Annotated in this window: 13 protein-coding genes and 1 pseudogene; 8 read left to right on the top strand and 6 right to left on the bottom strand. The window is 44.0% G+C overall.

Annotated features, from left to right (window positions below; all coding sequences use genetic code 11):
- Positions 1–880: 880 nt before the first annotated feature.
- From DBK98_RS14405 to DBK98_RS14380, 6 genes and pseudogenes are all read left to right on the top strand, one after another.
- The gene (locus DBK98_RS14405; protein WP_005805763.1) at positions 881–2458 is read left to right on the top strand and encodes a cell wall metabolism sensor histidine kinase WalK; all 1578 of its coding nucleotides are present in this window, start codon (positions 881–883) and stop codon (positions 2456–2458) included.
- Entirely contained in the window at positions 2455–3150 is a 696-nt protein-coding gene (locus DBK98_RS14400) for a response regulator transcription factor (RefSeq protein WP_005805762.1), read from the top strand. Before DBK98_RS14405 ends, DBK98_RS14400 begins: the two co-directional genes overlap by 4 nt.
- Before the next feature lie 9 nt (positions 3151–3159).
- A complete protein-coding gene (locus DBK98_RS14395; RefSeq protein ID WP_175413774.1) occupies positions 3160–3321 on the top strand; it encodes a hypothetical protein in 162 nt (53 codons plus the stop codon).
- Positions 3290–3517, top strand: a pseudogene (locus DBK98_RS14390) (hypothetical protein); the annotation flags it as partial. The gene DBK98_RS14395 and the pseudogene DBK98_RS14390, both read left to right, overlap by 32 nt.
- A 62-nt stretch (positions 3518–3579) precedes the next feature.
- Complete coding sequence (locus DBK98_RS14385; protein ID WP_005805756.1) at positions 3580–4101, top strand: hypothetical protein; 522 nt, start codon at positions 3580–3582, stop codon at positions 4099–4101.
- 11 nt (positions 4102–4112) lie between these two features.
- On the top strand, positions 4113–5006 hold the full coding sequence (locus tag DBK98_RS14380) for an SDR family oxidoreductase (protein WP_032536057.1): 894 nt from the start codon (positions 4113–4115) through the stop codon (positions 5004–5006).
- 126 nt (positions 5007–5132) lie between these two features.
- Here the strand turns inward: DBK98_RS14380 and DBK98_RS14375 are convergent, their stop codons facing one another.
- Genes DBK98_RS14375 through DBK98_RS14365 form a run of 3 tightly spaced genes read right to left on the bottom strand, consistent with a single transcriptional unit; the run spans position 5133 to position 8336 of the window.
- Complete coding sequence (locus DBK98_RS14375) at positions 5133–6137, bottom strand: ABC transporter ATP-binding protein (protein ID WP_032536069.1); 1005 nt, start codon at positions 6135–6137, stop codon at positions 5133–5135.
- A gap of 4 nt (positions 6138–6141) precedes the next feature.
- On the bottom strand, positions 6142–7179 hold the full coding sequence (locus tag DBK98_RS14370; protein WP_022012794.1) for an iron ABC transporter permease: 1038 nt from the start codon (positions 7177–7179) through the stop codon (positions 6142–6144).
- Between the two features lie 8 nt (positions 7180–7187).
- Positions 7188–8336 (bottom strand): ABC transporter substrate-binding protein, encoded by a 1149-nt coding sequence (locus tag DBK98_RS14365; RefSeq protein ID WP_032529944.1) that lies wholly within the window; start codon positions 8334–8336, stop codon positions 7188–7190.
- A gap of 113 nt (positions 8337–8449) precedes the next feature.
- Here DBK98_RS14365 and DBK98_RS14360 point away from each other — a divergent pair, with 113 nt between their 5' ends.
- Both DBK98_RS14360 and DBK98_RS14355 read left to right on the top strand, forming a co-directional pair.
- On the top strand, positions 8450–9154 hold the full coding sequence (locus DBK98_RS14360) for a precorrin-2 C(20)-methyltransferase (RefSeq protein WP_005777562.1): 705 nt from the start codon (positions 8450–8452) through the stop codon (positions 9152–9154).
- Between the two features lie 742 nt (positions 9155–9896).
- A complete protein-coding gene (locus DBK98_RS14355) occupies positions 9897–11642 on the top strand; it encodes an SGNH/GDSL hydrolase family protein (protein WP_032536068.1) in 1746 nt (581 codons plus the stop codon).
- A 43-nt stretch (positions 11643–11685) separates the two neighbouring features.
- On the opposite strand, the gene DBK98_RS14350 is transcribed toward DBK98_RS14355, so the two are convergent.
- The 3 genes from DBK98_RS14350 to DBK98_RS14340 form a co-directional block, all read right to left on the bottom strand.
- On the bottom strand, positions 11686–12360 hold the full coding sequence (locus DBK98_RS14350) for a MarC family protein (RefSeq protein ID WP_005805743.1): 675 nt from the start codon (positions 12358–12360) through the stop codon (positions 11686–11688).
- A 181-nt stretch (positions 12361–12541) separates the two neighbouring features.
- Positions 12542–13879: a HAMP domain-containing sensor histidine kinase gene (locus DBK98_RS14345; RefSeq protein WP_032536056.1), complete on the bottom strand. Its 1338-nt coding sequence runs from the start codon at positions 13877–13879 to the stop codon at positions 12542–12544.
- A gap of 17 nt (positions 13880–13896) precedes the next feature.
- Entirely contained in the window at positions 13897–14571 is a 675-nt protein-coding gene (locus tag DBK98_RS14340) for a response regulator transcription factor (protein ID WP_005777552.1), read from the bottom strand.
- Between the last annotated feature and the right edge of the window lie 18 nt (positions 14572–14589).

Genomic DNA, 14589 nt, shown 5'->3' with positions numbered 1-14589 from the left:
ACTCAATTCCTGATAATGTCAAGCTCATATAGGACAAAGTAATATAATCTGTAAAGTTTTTCTAGGACAAGATAAAAGCTAGGTGCAAGGTGCAACTCTATATCTATATATAGGTTGCACCTTGCACCTAAGCAAATAATTGACTATCAATACGATTGCTTTAATAATTAAATTTTCATTTATGAAACTCTCTACATATACGGACAAATCCGGTCAAACCATAATAACTTAGGGGTCTAGTTTAGACTTCTTCTACAACTATATTGAGATATAAAATGGCCTCTACTATTCCTTCTATAAACATCAGCAAAACAAAGCAGTACAGCGAAGCATATTCAAACAATAGATTCGTTATCTATTCAAAATACATATTATGTAATATTCTAGTTTATAGACAAATATACTTATGTATCATTTTTTAAACTGATAACACTCTAATTACACAAAAAAGTTATATCTTTGCAAATAGAGAGCTCTTTGAAAAACAAAGCAAGACCATGAAATGATTCCTAAAAATAAAATCGTTACTTACTCGTTACCTATTTTTTGTTCGAGTTTCATAAATATCATTCTATCAAAACATTAGAGACACTGTCTAGTACTCATTCGGGTTATCTACTGTTATTGATACAAATGAGAAAAATGAAGCGAAACAAAGACGATAAAGAGTTAACAACCTAATAATAAGCCAATTATTACGTTTAATAACGAAAGCAACAGGCATAAATTTATTTTTAGATTAAAATCGTTACTAACTCGTTACCTACTTTTTTTCAGTGTCTATAGGTATCTGTGTAACAGACTGTTAATTTCACTTTTCTGTGTTATTTAGTCTTATCAGATGTGATAATCCAGAAAGTTTACTATTATCTTTGTTTGCATGAAACTCCCCATAAAACATATTGCCATACTCGTAATAGCCTCTTTGATAGCTATTTTTGCCTACCAGACATATTGGTTGGTCAGCATGTACCATACCATGAAAACAGACATGGAGCATTCCATTACCGAGGCTATGCGCACATGTGATTATAATGAAATGATGTTACGCATAGAATGCATGCGCCGTGATGACAAAGATCATGGTGAGATCTCTGTCTCTGCCGGGTACAATGATGAAGGTGGAACACTGGTTCGCAGCAGCACTACAGTTCATAAAGAGAAGGTTCCCAAAGGTATGGATGTACAACAGGACACCATTCTTAGAACCGAAAAAAAACTGGACACCCTGATCGTAGTCCGTAATGATCAGAGGGAAATAAAAGTAATCCCCCAGGACTCTACTTCGCAGGAAGTGAAAGCTGCCATGCTACAAACGAAAGGTGGTCTGGACCTATTATTGAAAGATCAGAGTAGCATGCTCGAACTGGCTACTTATTTTCAAAGGGGATTACATTCGGGACTTGACATAATCATGGATCCCGACTTTCAGTCCTACGACAGCCTGCTGACACTAAACCTGCAAGAAAGGGGAATAACACTTCCATATCGGATAGAATATCTGCGTTTCAGCCACACTCTCGATTCTACTCAGTTTTTTACCGATACCTTGGGAGTTGCCGGTACAGCGGACTACATCCCCGGACCGGATGCACATACTTACGACTATACTTTCGACATCCATTCACACTCGCTCTACCGCCTCCGGATGGATTCTGTAGCCGGAGTTATTGTCCGGCAGATGGCTGGTATACTTATTACTTCATTTATCATCTTGTTGATATTAGGATTCTCTTTCTGGTACTTGATCCGTACATTGCTGAAACAGAAAACACTGGAAGAAATGAAAAGTGATTTCACCAACAACATCACGCATGAATTAAAGACCCCTATAGCTGTGGCATATGCCGCCAACGACGCATTGCTAAACTTCGGACAAGCTGATGAGAAAGAAAAGCGAGACAGATATCTAAATATCAGCCAGGAGCAACTGCAAAGACTCAGTGGGCTGGTCGAACAGATACTAACGATGAGTATGGAACAGCGTAAGGCTTTCCGACTCCGCCCGGAAGAGATAACTCTTATCCCTTTGCTCGAAACATTAGCAGAGCAACACCGACTCAAAGCAAAGAAACCCGTCAGCATTGACTATAAAACAGAACCAGAAGATCTTACGGTATTTGCCGACCGGACTCATTTCAGCAATATTCTGAGTAATCTGATAGACAATGCCGTGAAATACTCACCAGAGAAAGCCGTTATCCATATCCGCTGTCGTGAAACAGAAGTTAACGGAAAAGTAGAAATCTCAGTCACCGATGAGGGAATAGGTATCGCACAAGAGAAACAAAAACATATATTCGACAAATTTTACCGTGTACCGACCGGAAATCTCCATAACGTAAAAGGATACGGTCTGGGACTCTACTATGTGAAAACAATGATTGAGAAGCATGGAGGCACAGTTTGTGTAGAAAGCGAACCTGGACACGGTAGTACATTCACCATTATGTTATGAAAGAGAAAATTAAAGTATTATTAGTGGAAGACGAACTGACCCTCGCCATGATTATCAAGGATACACTTGAAGAGAATGACTTCACCCTCACCATTGCTGCCAACGGTGAAGAGGGATTGCGTATGTTTTTCGACATACGTCCGGATGTACTGGTAGCCGACGTGATGATGCCACGTATGGATGGCTTTGAGATGGTAAGACGTATCCGCCAGACCGATAAACAGACCCCGGTACTTTTCCTGACAGCCCGTTCGGCCATCAATGACGTAGTAGAAGGTTTTGAATTGGGCGCCAATGATTACCTGAAAAAGCCATTCGGAATGCAGGAACTGATCATCCGTATTAAAGCATTGGTAGGTAAGGCATTCAGTTTTGCAGAAGAAAAGAAAATAACCACACGGTTTGAGATAGGCAACTATTTGTTCGATACCCTTGCACAAACACTGACACATGCCGGATTGAAACAAGAGCTCTCCCATCGGGAAACAGAAATTCTAAAACGGCTTTGCGAAAATCAGAATCAGGTAGTCAACACACAGAATGTACTACTCGACCTTTGGGGAGACGATAGCTTTTTCAATTCACGGAGCTTACATGTTTTCATCACTAAACTCCGACATAAATTATCGGCTGACGAACGTATACGCATCGTAAATGTCAGAGGAATCGGATACAAATTGATATTAAACTAAAAAAACAGCATGATAACCCCAAAGATATACAGCACATTTATACTGGCAATCATGTCTACGATAGCCTTTGCACAAACGGAACAACCGCAAGACAGCGTCACAGGTTATCGCAGGACTGTGCCCGAAATCCGTCAGGAATTACTTGAACGTATTCGGGCAATATTCACTTAATGGCCAACGTAACTCTAAAATGGGCTATATGGTTACCGATCTCTATATGCAAAGCCATTTCGGAGGTACACTCGACTACATGTTCAATGATAAATTCGGTATTACCGGGGGAGCTGTCCATGAATTTAATCCAATAAAAGGGCACTGGGAAACCACCCCTGTTTTCGGTCCCGTAATTCATCTAAAAAAGAAATAAAGGATTCACGGCAAGCTGATTATTTTCATATCTTTGCGACACTAAAGATAAACCCAACGGATATGAAGAAGCTGATATTCTTTTTGCTGCTGTTACTGAGTACGGCCTCACTTTCTGCACAGTCGGAATTACCGTCCGACAGCATCCGGCATTTGCCCTCTACCGTCAAACAATACGGAGACTTCCTGATCGACATGGGACTGTTTATGGCAGCTCCTCCCAAACTACCGGAATATAAATTCGAGCTGCCCGATGCGAGCAAAGATTATAGCCGAATATTCAGTCTAAATCCCGACATTATAATGACACAAGGGTTATCCAATGTATTCACGCCCTCTCTTTCATACGGATTTGGTGGTTTCTTCTCGTCTCCACAACAACTCCAGATGGGATCGTTTAAACTGAAAAACGGCATGCGCCTGAATACATACGGAGAATATAATGCCAAAGGCCAGAAGGTGCCTAACCATGGTGCCATGCCATGGGAAAAGAATAACTTCAAAGGTGCTTTTGAAATGAAATCTTCCGATGGTAATTTCGGTATCCGCATCGAGGTTCAACAAGGACGCTACTATCCATATTAAAAAAGAAAGAAATGAAAAACATACTGATTATCGGTGCAAACGGATTTACGGGTCGCCGGATACTGAACGATTTGTCGGCTAAACCTATCTACAATGTCACCGGATGTTCTTTAAGAGATGATATCTGCCCCGGAAAGGGTTACCGTTTTGTACGTACAGACATTCGGGACACAGATGCCGTACAAAGGTTATTCAATGAATCCCAACCGGACATTGTAATCAATACTTCTGCCCTTTCGGTGCCGGATTATTGTGAAACTCACCATGCAGAAGCTGAAGCCACGAATGTAACGGCTGTTGAAACCATTTCACATGCCTGTGAACAGTATGGCAGCCGTTTCATCCATCTGTCAACTGATTTTGTATTTGATGGTAAAAGCAATCAACTCTACAAAGAAGAAGATGAAGCCTCTCCGGTCAATTATTACGGAGTTACGAAACTGAAAGCTGAAAAAGTGGTGGCTGATTGCTGCAGCAATTATGCAATAGTGCGTGTAGTTGTTGTTTATGGAAAGGCTCTCACGGGGCAGCATGGCAACATTCTTCAGTTAGTTGCCAACCGGTTGAGAAAAGGAGAAACAATTCGTGTTGTATCCGACCAATGGCGTACACCGACTTTTGTAGGAGATATTTCGGAAGGAGTAGAAAAACTGATGTTTCACCCCTCCAACGGAATCTATCACATTTGCGGGAATGAATGTCTCACGATTGCCGAAATCGCCTACCGGGTAGCCGATTTTCTGAAACTGGACCGTTCTTTGATTGAGCCCGTCACTACCGAAGAAATGCAAGAGGCTACTCCCCGTCCCCGCTTTAGCGGATTGAGCATTGAAAAAGCTAAAACTGAAATCGGATACAACCCACACACATTGGAAGAAGGAATGGCAGCCTGCTTGTCTGAATAGTATCGACACTTATATTTTTTCACCACAGAGGAGACACAGAGGGCACAGAGTTTTAATGTTCTTATTTGACGTATTCGCAAAATCAGATATTAATCCTCCGTGCCCTCTGTGGTGAAAAAGCGGGCTTCATCCTAACTTCTCCAACAATTCTTCAATACTCCCCACCATCACCACTTCTCCTTCCTGCAGATGCATAATGAATCCATTACCCTCTTTCAAATCACCGGTTTCGATATAAATATCGGACTCGATGTTACGATTTGCCAGAATTCCATTACGCTGCAAGGCTTTACGTACCATGGCATATTTCTGTCCGTGCCCTACCAGACGTATTCGTGATGTATATTCATTATCTACCCGGAACAAACCGGTCTCCAGATCGAATACAATACCTTTACGAGCGAAGAAACTACTCAATTTACCACTTAGGGAAAGATCCTCGGGAGTGCCGATAGTCACTCCATTCATCTTATCCATCAGCCATATTTTATCGGCAATCTGTAAAGCCAACTCTAAGTCGTGGGTAGAAAGGAAAATCGTTTTGTTGGTCTGCCGGCTCAATTGGTGGAGCAATTGCATCATCTCCACTTTACTGGGAAAGTCGAGAAAGGCTGTCGGTTCATCCAGAAAAATCACCGGGGTTTCTTGTGCCAGTGCTTTGGCAATCATTGCTTTCTGGCGCTCACCATCACTCAGGGTATGTACCATGCGGTGCGCCAGATTCTCAATCTTTACCAGAGCAATAGAACGTTCAACCACCTCTTTGTCTTCTCCACGAAGTGTCCCCCAAAAACCGGTATACGGACTCCGACCTAAACCTACAAGCTCGTGTACCGTCATATTGCGTATGTCACATTTCTCGGTGAGCACCACACTAATCACAGTCGACAACTCCTTGTCGGTATACGCATCGATTTCCTTACCCACAATCTCTATCTTGCCTCCCAGTTTAGACTGAAAAGCCGAAAGCGTACGCAACAAAGTAGACTTCCCCACTCCATTGGCGCCCAGTAAGCAAGTCAATTCTCCACAGTTAATGCCGGCATTGATGCGGTCGGCCACCACTTTGACATCGGTCTTACCCAGATAGCCTATCGAAAGATTCTCTATATGAATGGTCTTCTGCTTCATATCTTTATTCACTTAATTCACTTTTACGTTTACGGAACAACACAGATGCCACGACCGGCGCACCGACCAATGCTGTCACGGAGTTGACAGGAAGTGCCCCCTCGAACCCCGGCATACGGGCCACCAGATTACACACCAAAGCCAGTGACGCCCCCGCCAGCAAAGTAGCCGGCATCAGGATGCGGTGATCCGAAGTGTGAAAGATGGCACGGCAAAGGTGGGGAACCGCCAAACCGATAAACATGATCGGACCACAATAAGCCGTCACAATGGCGACAAGCACTCCCGAACAAGAGATTACCAACAGCCGGGCACGCTTTATGTTCAATCCCAGGTTACGGGCATATCCATCGCCAAGCAACATCAGGTTCATGGTTTTAATCAACAAGAAAGAGAGCGGAATCAGTACGACCATAATGCAGACAAACAAAGTCATCTGATCTCCGGAGACACGGGCAAAACTTCCCAGTCCCCAGATCACATAGGCACGGATATCTTCTTCCACACTAAAATATTTGAGTACACCGATGATAGCACTTGCCACATACCCAATCATCACACCGATTATCAACAGTGTGACGTTCCCTTTCACTTTTTGCGACACATATACAATAAGTGCCATAACCGACAAGGCTCCGATAACAGCCGCTAACGAAAGTGCCACTTCACCCATATATCCCAGTTTGCTAAGTGCCACACCTCCCAACGCACCGGACAGCAATACGACAAAGGCTACCCCCAGACTGGCACCGGAACTGATTCCAAGTACGGAAGGTCCCGCCAGCGGATTACGGAATACGGTTTGCATCTGCAAACCACTGATGGAAAGCCCAGCACCGGCCACTAAAGCTGTCAGGGCCTGTGGCACACGTGATTTCCAGATTATATTCTGCCAGATAATGGACTCATCTGTCCCTCCCCAAAGTATGTTCCATACCGAACCGATAGGGATGGAAACCGAACCCAAAAGAAGGTTCAACAGGAAAAAGATAAAAATAGATGCCGCTATAAGCAACATAAGAGGTACTGTCGGTCGTTTCATCAGGCAGATCAATTGAGGCGTTCGTAATAAACAGGAGTATAATCGGGCAACAAATCCGGATGAAAAGCTTTAATCAAATCCTCCAGTACAACTTCCGGCTGGGTAGGCATACTTTCATAAAACGGCTTCTCCCGCATATTGCAATAAATCACCCCTTTATCACGGAAAGCCCGGAAATCGGCATATCTCGGATCTTCGCTTTTCAGTGCATCATAAGAAAAGGCTCCGTCGAAACTATTGACGATGCGCCAATAATCGGCATTCTCTGCCTGGCTATACACCGTTTCAAAATCGAGCGTGACACCTCCTGAACGGGGATCGTCTTTCAAGAAATAGTCGGCTCCTGCGTCACGGAAAAGTTGTGCCAGAAAACTCTTACCTCCTACAGCATACCAGTTGCCTCCCCGGATTTCTCCACTGAAAACTACCGGACGCTTTTCTACATGGGCAACCCGCTCTTTCAGTTCGTTATAATGCTTTTCAATAGCCGCAAACTTCCGGTTGGCCGCTTCTTCTTCACCTATAAAAAGTCCGATAAACTTAATCCACTCGGCCTGCCCCAACGGAGTCATCTCTTTGTAACCCAGATGCGGAACCAGCGGAATACCTACTTCACGCATGGCATCGTATCCGCCTCGTTTGAATGGTGAGATGAAAATGACATCGGGATTTACACTCATGATTACTTCGTTATCGAAATTCCCCTCAATACCTATCTTAGCTGTTTTCCCTTGCTTCAGACGTTCGTTCATCTCTTTGTTGAAAAGATGGCGGGTGCTCGTAATACCTACCACATGACTTAAAGCATCCAGTTTAATGAAATTTGATAACTGCAAGGAGGTCATACAGATAACACTTTTAACAGGCGTTTCTATGACCGTATAGTCAGCAGGAATATTTTCGGATTTCACGCCTCTGGGTACAAGCGCATAATGAAAAGACTCGCTGCCTTCCTTCTGAGGATCACTGATATCGACCAAACGGCACGTAGGTGTATAAGTCACTCTGAATCCTTTGGCATAAACAGGTGTGATACGGATGGAAGAAGTATCGGCCGCCTCACAGGTTACAGTTGTTACGTTCTGGTTGTTCTTCGGACGGCAACCGGCAAAAGAAATACAGGCCAGCAGTGCGCATCCAATCAGGAATTGTTTCATCGGTATTCGTCTTTTAATTCAGATTATAGCGGTCAAAGATACTTAATAATTCTTGTTTCATAGGGATATTTTCCTCACTTTTGCAGAACATTAAGATGATAAACCGATAGCAAATGACAACATCACACCCCATACGTTTCGTATCTTTAGGACCGGGTGAACCGGACCTGATAACGCTGAAAGGATTCAAAGCCCTGCAAACGGCCGACTGTATCTTTTGTCCTGCCACCATGACCCGCGACGGGAAATCTTCGTCACGGGCACTTTCCATCTTGGACACTCTCGGATTCTCGGACACCGTACAATGTTTTCGGCTTCCAATGGACAAAGATCGGACACAAGCTCTAAAAGCCTACGAAGCTGTATACGAAAGCAGCAAAACACTCCGTGCGGAAGGAAAAAACATTGTAATTGTGGCGGAAGGAGATGCAGGTCTCTACTCTTCCATCCATTATATTTACGACAAGTTGCGGGAAGACGGTATCCCTGTAGAACAGATTGCAGGTATTCCCGCTTTTATAGCTTCCGGAGCAATGGCAGGCATGCACATCGTCAGCCGGGAAGAACGGCTGATTATACTACCCGGACTTGTCACAACCAAAGAGCTGGAAAATTACCTGAAGCAACAAACCGTAGTGGTCATTATGAAGCTCTCGCAATGTGTAGAAGAAGTACACCAATGCATAAACAGCCATCCGGAATATCAGTATCACTATTTTGAGAATGTAGGAACAGAGAAGGAATACTACTCTTGCTCCAACGAAGAACTCCGTGAGAAGAGATTCCCCTATTTTTCAGTAATGATTATCAGGTTCTAACCGGACTTTATCCGGTGAAGGTCTTGAACTACCTATAGACGAGTTGTGTACCCCGGCATATACCGGTTGTACAACTCGTCATGGACCGGTTGTGTAACTCGCACGGATCTTTCATACCCTGCCTTCCTCTCATGCAAAAAGCGCGTTTCGATCTTCCATCTTCCACCTTTTAGAGTGCATATCGTTGATTGTGAGATGTATAGATTGGTGGAAGATGCGGTTTTTATGCCATTTATCTTCCACCCCCATCTTCCATCTTCCACCCGCTGTTTTAGGGGACATTTCAATAGTAACGATTTGGAAAACAAATGGATATGTCCAATTTCTTATCCGTTTATCTCTCTAAAAGCATTTCATTTCCCTTACTCTCTTTAGTGCAAATGGTCGGATCTTTATCTCAGCCCGGGCATGCGGGCTCATCGGCCCGGGTATGCGGGCTCATCAGCCCGGGTATGCGGGCTCGTCAGCCCAGGTACGCGGGCTGGGATAAAGAGTTGTATGACAATGGTTAATCTACTACACTTCTCCGGTAATAGTCGGCCGGATTCTTTCTTAAAAAAGAAACAACGAAGCGCTGTTTCCACATCGCTGTGTGCGAATGGAAGGTTTTGTGGGGAGGGACAAGGGAGGAAGACGGTTGTTAGATGAAAAAGCCGTGTGTAACTCGTCTATTATTGGTCAGGACGATTGCATATTTGAGATGGAATAATTACCTTTACATGCCCCTAATACGATGATGATTATGAAAACAACCAAACTCCAACTTTCCCTTTTAGCCCTTTTCCTGGGATGTGTTTCTCTGCAAGCACAATACAAATGGGCAAATCCATTAAACCAAGATATCCATGTGGTGCGCGGACAAGCATGGCAGAGCGAATTAAAAGATTCATATGCCCGACTGCCTCTACGGGCCCGGGATAAAGTGCACAAGCCTTTATGGGATTTGGCGCAGCAAAGTGCAGGACTGTCTGTTGCGTTCCGTTCCAATGCACCGGAAATAAAGATTCGTTATGTGGTGAAAGGCGGACTCTCTATGCCACACATGCCGGCAACCGGAGTTTCGGGTGTAGACTTATACGCTACGGACAACAACGGACGGGAACGATGGTGTGCCGGACGATACTCCATGGGTGACACGATAACCTACAGTTTCAGCGGACTTTCATATGCAGCCAAATCCGGTAACGGGTTCGAATATCAATCATTTTTGCCGTTATACAATAAAGTATCGTGGATGGAAATAGGAGTTCCTGCCGATGCCTCTTTCCGTTTTCTACCGGTCTCACAAGAAAAACCACTGGTTATATACGGTACTTCTATTGCACAAGGAGCTTGCGCTTCCCGCCCGGGCATGGCATGGGGAAATATTTTAAACCGGAAATTGGGACATCCGGTCATCAATCTTGGTTTCTCCGGCAATGGAAAGCTGGAAGAAGCGCTCTTTGATCTATTGTCTGAAATTGATGCGCAATTGTATATCATCGATTGCATGCCCAATCTGTCGGGAAAGAAAGAATCCGCCGTTGTATACGAGCGCACTCTGAAAGGAGTGAAAAAGCTGCGTGAAAAGAGCCGGACCCCTATCTTGCTGGTAGAACACGACGGTTATAGTAACGAATATAGTTCCGAAAGTGCGGAAGAATCTTATCGTGTAGCCAATGCAGAACTGCGCAAGGCATATGAAACGTTACAAAAAGAGCAGGTTCCGGCTGTATACTATCTGACCAAGGAAGAGATCGGTATCCCGATGGATGCCATGGTAGATGGTGTTCACTCCACCGACCTGGGTATGCAACAATACGCTGACAGCTACCAGAAGAAAATACGTGAAATTTTGCGTGAAGACAATCAAGGACCTGCTTCGTGCATCCCATGCAAGCAACAAAGAGATCCGTATGATTGGTACGGCCGTCACGAAGAAATCTTGAAACTGAACAAACAAAGTGCTCCTGAAATAGTGATGATCGGCAACTCGATAACACACTTCTGGGGAGGCGAACCCATCGCGCATAACCAGTTTGGCAAAGAATCCTGGGAGAAATTATTCAAAGGGAGAAGTGTACGCAACCTCGGATTCGGCTGGGACAAAACAGAGAATGTACTATGGCGCATCTATCACGGAGAACTGGACGGTTTCCAGGCTCGCAATATATTTCTGCTGATAGGTACCAATAATCTGTCATTCAACAGTGATGAAGAAATTATAGAAGGTATCTGCCGGATCGCAAAAGCCATTCATGAACGTCAGCCGCAGGCAAAACTCTGTATCATGGGCATCCTGCCAAGAAAAGGGATGGAAGCCCGCATTGCCGGAATCGATGCGGAATTACAAAAACAACTGGCAGGCAAAGACTGTACTTACATTGACCTTGCTCCGCAACTGACGCAAAAAGACGGATCGATAGACTCTTCTCTGTTCCGTGACGGACTGCATCCGAATGCAGAAGGATACAAACGGATCGCAAAGGTGCTGAAAGGGTATCTATAAGCAGAGATCCGGTTGCTGATAAATACATATCAACCTTTCATCATTACAAGATATTCAGATGAAAGATCTGAGATATACCTGTTACCGAAATCTGTATGCCGATGCAAAATGTAAAAAAGGCTACGAGCTTATTTATAATCTGATTGCCTACAGGCCCGAGTTTCTGAATAATCCTCTGCCCCTGTGAGAGGAAAACATACAGTATCGCAGCCATACAGATGATGACAAGTGCGATAACAAAATAGTTGATTCCGGTCTGCAGTAGTTTCCCTTTGACACTGGCAGAGGCCATCAAAGTGAATATGACAGATATACTGCCGGGACCGATGCTGATGGGGAATGTGATGGGGTAAAATATCTTCTGTTCTATATTCTTCCATTTAAAGCTATCCAGATTCTGGTTAGACTCTCCCTTATCAGAAGAACCGGAATCGGCAAGCAATTCCATTGCCGTTTTACAAATCAGTATGCCGCCTCCAAGCTGAATCACAGGAATGGCCAGACCGAAAATCAACAAAAACAGATGCCCTATCACCAAAGTACCGACACCGATCATTATAAAGTTGAAAATCAGCTTCTGAATGGCAGTCTTTCGCTGTTTTGGGTCCAGGTCTGTAAAAAAGCCATTTACAACAAAACCGTTTCCCAAAGGGTTTACTACGGGAAACAAAGCCATAAAGGAGGATGAAAATATGATTAGCAGATTACTCAACGACATAGTTCTTGCTTTTTAAAACACTTTATTAAGAATGCAACACTCATCTACAAACACAGATTGCCTCTTATTGATGTTATAAATGTAAGAAACATCTTCTTATTGTGATATTTTAACAGTCCGTCATATACGTGCCAAAGCATATGCTAACGTACGTACCCCACTTAGAAATCCGGATGATGCGTCACCCGAAAATGACCTTCACTTCCGTCCCCTTCCCTTCCTCGGAAGCAATCTCTATTTTTCCTCCGTAAACAGAAAATATTTTCGCTGAAAGGCTGAGTCCAACCCCCTGACCTGTATATTCTCTCGTATTACTTCCCCGGTAGAACGACTGGAAGATATGTTCTATCTCGTCCTTGGGAATTCCGATTCCGGAGTCCCCGACCGCTATTCCCCATCGTTCCCCCTCTTTGTAAAGCCGCACAATCACCTCTTCTTGCGAATACTTGCAGGCATTGTCTATAATGTTCTGCAAGGCTATCTTAAACAAATAGGGATTTGCATCGACCACAGCACTCTTTACGCCCTCCTCCGGATATTGCAACCGGAGGCGGGGAACAGCAGTACTCATCTCCTGTAATAAGTCTGCCAGATAAATCTTTTCGACGTTGTTTTTCCGGATATCCTCTTCCTGCCTCGACAAAAACATCAAATGCCTGATCAAGTTAGAGAGACGTTTGCTTTCCCCGGCAATTCGTTGAAGGGCTTCGACATATTCCTCCGTGCTACGCTCCTTTAACAAACTGATTTCACACTCACCCTGAATGGCGGTAATGGGATTATTCAATTCGTGGGAAGCATGGCTGACAAACGATTTTTCTGCTTTGAACGCAGTGTCGATACGGTCGAGCATACTGTTTAATGCTTCTATCAAATGATCCAGTTCATCTTTATTGCCGGTAGTCTTCAGTCGGCGGTTCAGGCTATTGCCCCGTATCCGCTGCAGCTGCAATAAAATATGTTGTAAGGGGATTAGTATTCTCGTAGAATAAAGTTGCCCCATGAAGAAGATCAATACTGAACTGCTGAGTATCAGGAAGGTAGATAATACCAGCAAATGTTCCTGTATTTTAACCCCATAGCCATTATGCGACATTACGATTACGATAAAGTTTCCCTCATTGTCAGGATAGTACAAAGCAGCTCCCAGCATATCTTTATGGACAAAAGATACCGATGACATCTCCTTTGAATCAAGGAGCAGTTTTTGTTGCCCGGCAGAAAGATATTTATTCAACGTATCACGTACCACGACGTCACTGTCCATATTCAGCAAAATCTCTTTGGCCTCCGGCAACAGTTCATCATACTTCCGTTGAATGGCCAGATAGCTTTGTTCGTCCACCTCATCCCGTTCCCAATGTTTCTGGGCAGTCAGAAAAGCTTTTTCCCGAAGATACGACTGATACAATCCGTCGATATACCTCGAACTGAAGAGATAAAACACTCCAATGACGATCATGGTGGTCAACACTGTTATCAACGTATAAAAGAGGGCAATCTTACGTCCGATTTTCATAGTCAGGTGTTTTTTAGTCAGGCATACATGATATATCCGGAACCAACTACAGTATGAATCAGTTTCTTACTAAAGTCTTTATCAATCTTACCACGAAGGTAGTTTACGTATACATCCACTACATTGGTATTCGTATCAAAATTCTTATCCCATACATCTCTCAATAATGTCAGGCGCGAAAGCACCAATCCCTGATGGGTCATAAAATATTCCAGTAAACGGTATTCCTTGACGGTGAGGTCTATCTCCGCTTCTCCACGTCTGGCACGGCGGCTGTTACAGTTAAGCACCAAATCATCACATACCAACTGCCGGGCGGAATCTTCTCTTCCTCTACGCAGGATGGCCTTGATCCGGGCTTCCAGTTCCTGAAAGCTGAAAGGCTTCACCAAGTAGTCGTCAGCTCCCGCATCCAATCCTTTTACGATATCCTCCGTCGTACCCAGCGCAGTCAACATAATCACCGGAACCAGATAACCATACTGACGGCGATAGAGACGGCAAAGCTCCAAGCCATTCATTCCGGGCATAATAATATCTATGATCAGCAGATCGAATACTTCCTGCCGGATCAGTTCCCATCCGGAATTACCGTCATTGGCAACTGACACTGTATGTCCGAACTCCTTCAGTCCCCGTTCTATGAACGAAGCTATATTCACTTCATCTTCTACCAATAATATCTTTGCCATAACTTTTGAGTTTTAAAG

This window comes from Bacteroides sp. PHL 2737 (assembly GCF_004115325.2).
GTDB lineage: Bacteria > Bacteroidota > Bacteroidia > Bacteroidales > Bacteroidaceae > Bacteroides > Bacteroides hominis.
Note: the sequence above shows the minus strand (reverse complement) of the source record. Positions and strands in the feature narration are given on the sequence as shown.

Excerpts from the sequence above, each read along its gene's own strand:
- DBK98_RS14405 (WP_005805763.1), top strand. The coding sequence starts at position 881 with ATGAAACTCCCCATAAAACATATTGCCATACTCGTAATAGCCTCTTTG.
- DBK98_RS14400 (WP_005805762.1), top strand. The coding sequence starts at position 2,455 with ATGAAAGAGAAAATTAAAGTATTATTAGTGGAAGACGAACTGACCCTC.
- DBK98_RS14395 (WP_175413774.1), top strand. The coding sequence starts at position 3,160 with ATGATAACCCCAAAGATATACAGCACATTTATACTGGCAATCATGTCT.
- DBK98_RS14385 (WP_005805756.1), top strand. The coding sequence starts at position 3,580 with ATGAAGAAGCTGATATTCTTTTTGCTGCTGTTACTGAGTACGGCCTCA.
- DBK98_RS14380 (WP_032536057.1), top strand. The coding sequence starts at position 4,113 with ATGAAAAACATACTGATTATCGGTGCAAACGGATTTACGGGTCGCCGG.
- DBK98_RS14375 (WP_032536069.1), bottom strand. The coding sequence starts at position 6,137 with ATGAAGCAGAAGACCATTCATATAGAGAATCTTTCGATAGGCTATCTG.
- DBK98_RS14370 (WP_022012794.1), bottom strand. The coding sequence starts at position 7,179 with ATGAAACGACCGACAGTACCTCTTATGTTGCTTATAGCGGCATCTATT.
- DBK98_RS14365 (WP_032529944.1), bottom strand. The coding sequence starts at position 8,336 with ATGAAACAATTCCTGATTGGATGCGCACTGCTGGCCTGTATTTCTTTT.
- DBK98_RS14360 (WP_005777562.1), top strand. The coding sequence starts at position 8,450 with ATGACAACATCACACCCCATACGTTTCGTATCTTTAGGACCGGGTGAA.
- DBK98_RS14355 (WP_032536068.1), top strand. The coding sequence starts at position 9,897 with ATGAAAACAACCAAACTCCAACTTTCCCTTTTAGCCCTTTTCCTGGGA.
- DBK98_RS14350 (WP_005805743.1), bottom strand. The coding sequence starts at position 12,360 with ATGTCGTTGAGTAATCTGCTAATCATATTTTCATCCTCCTTTATGGCT.
- DBK98_RS14345 (WP_032536056.1), bottom strand. The coding sequence starts at position 13,879 with ATGAAAATCGGACGTAAGATTGCCCTCTTTTATACGTTGATAACAGTG.
- DBK98_RS14340 (WP_005777552.1), bottom strand. The coding sequence starts at position 14,571 with ATGGCAAAGATATTATTGGTAGAAGATGAAGTGAATATAGCTTCGTTC.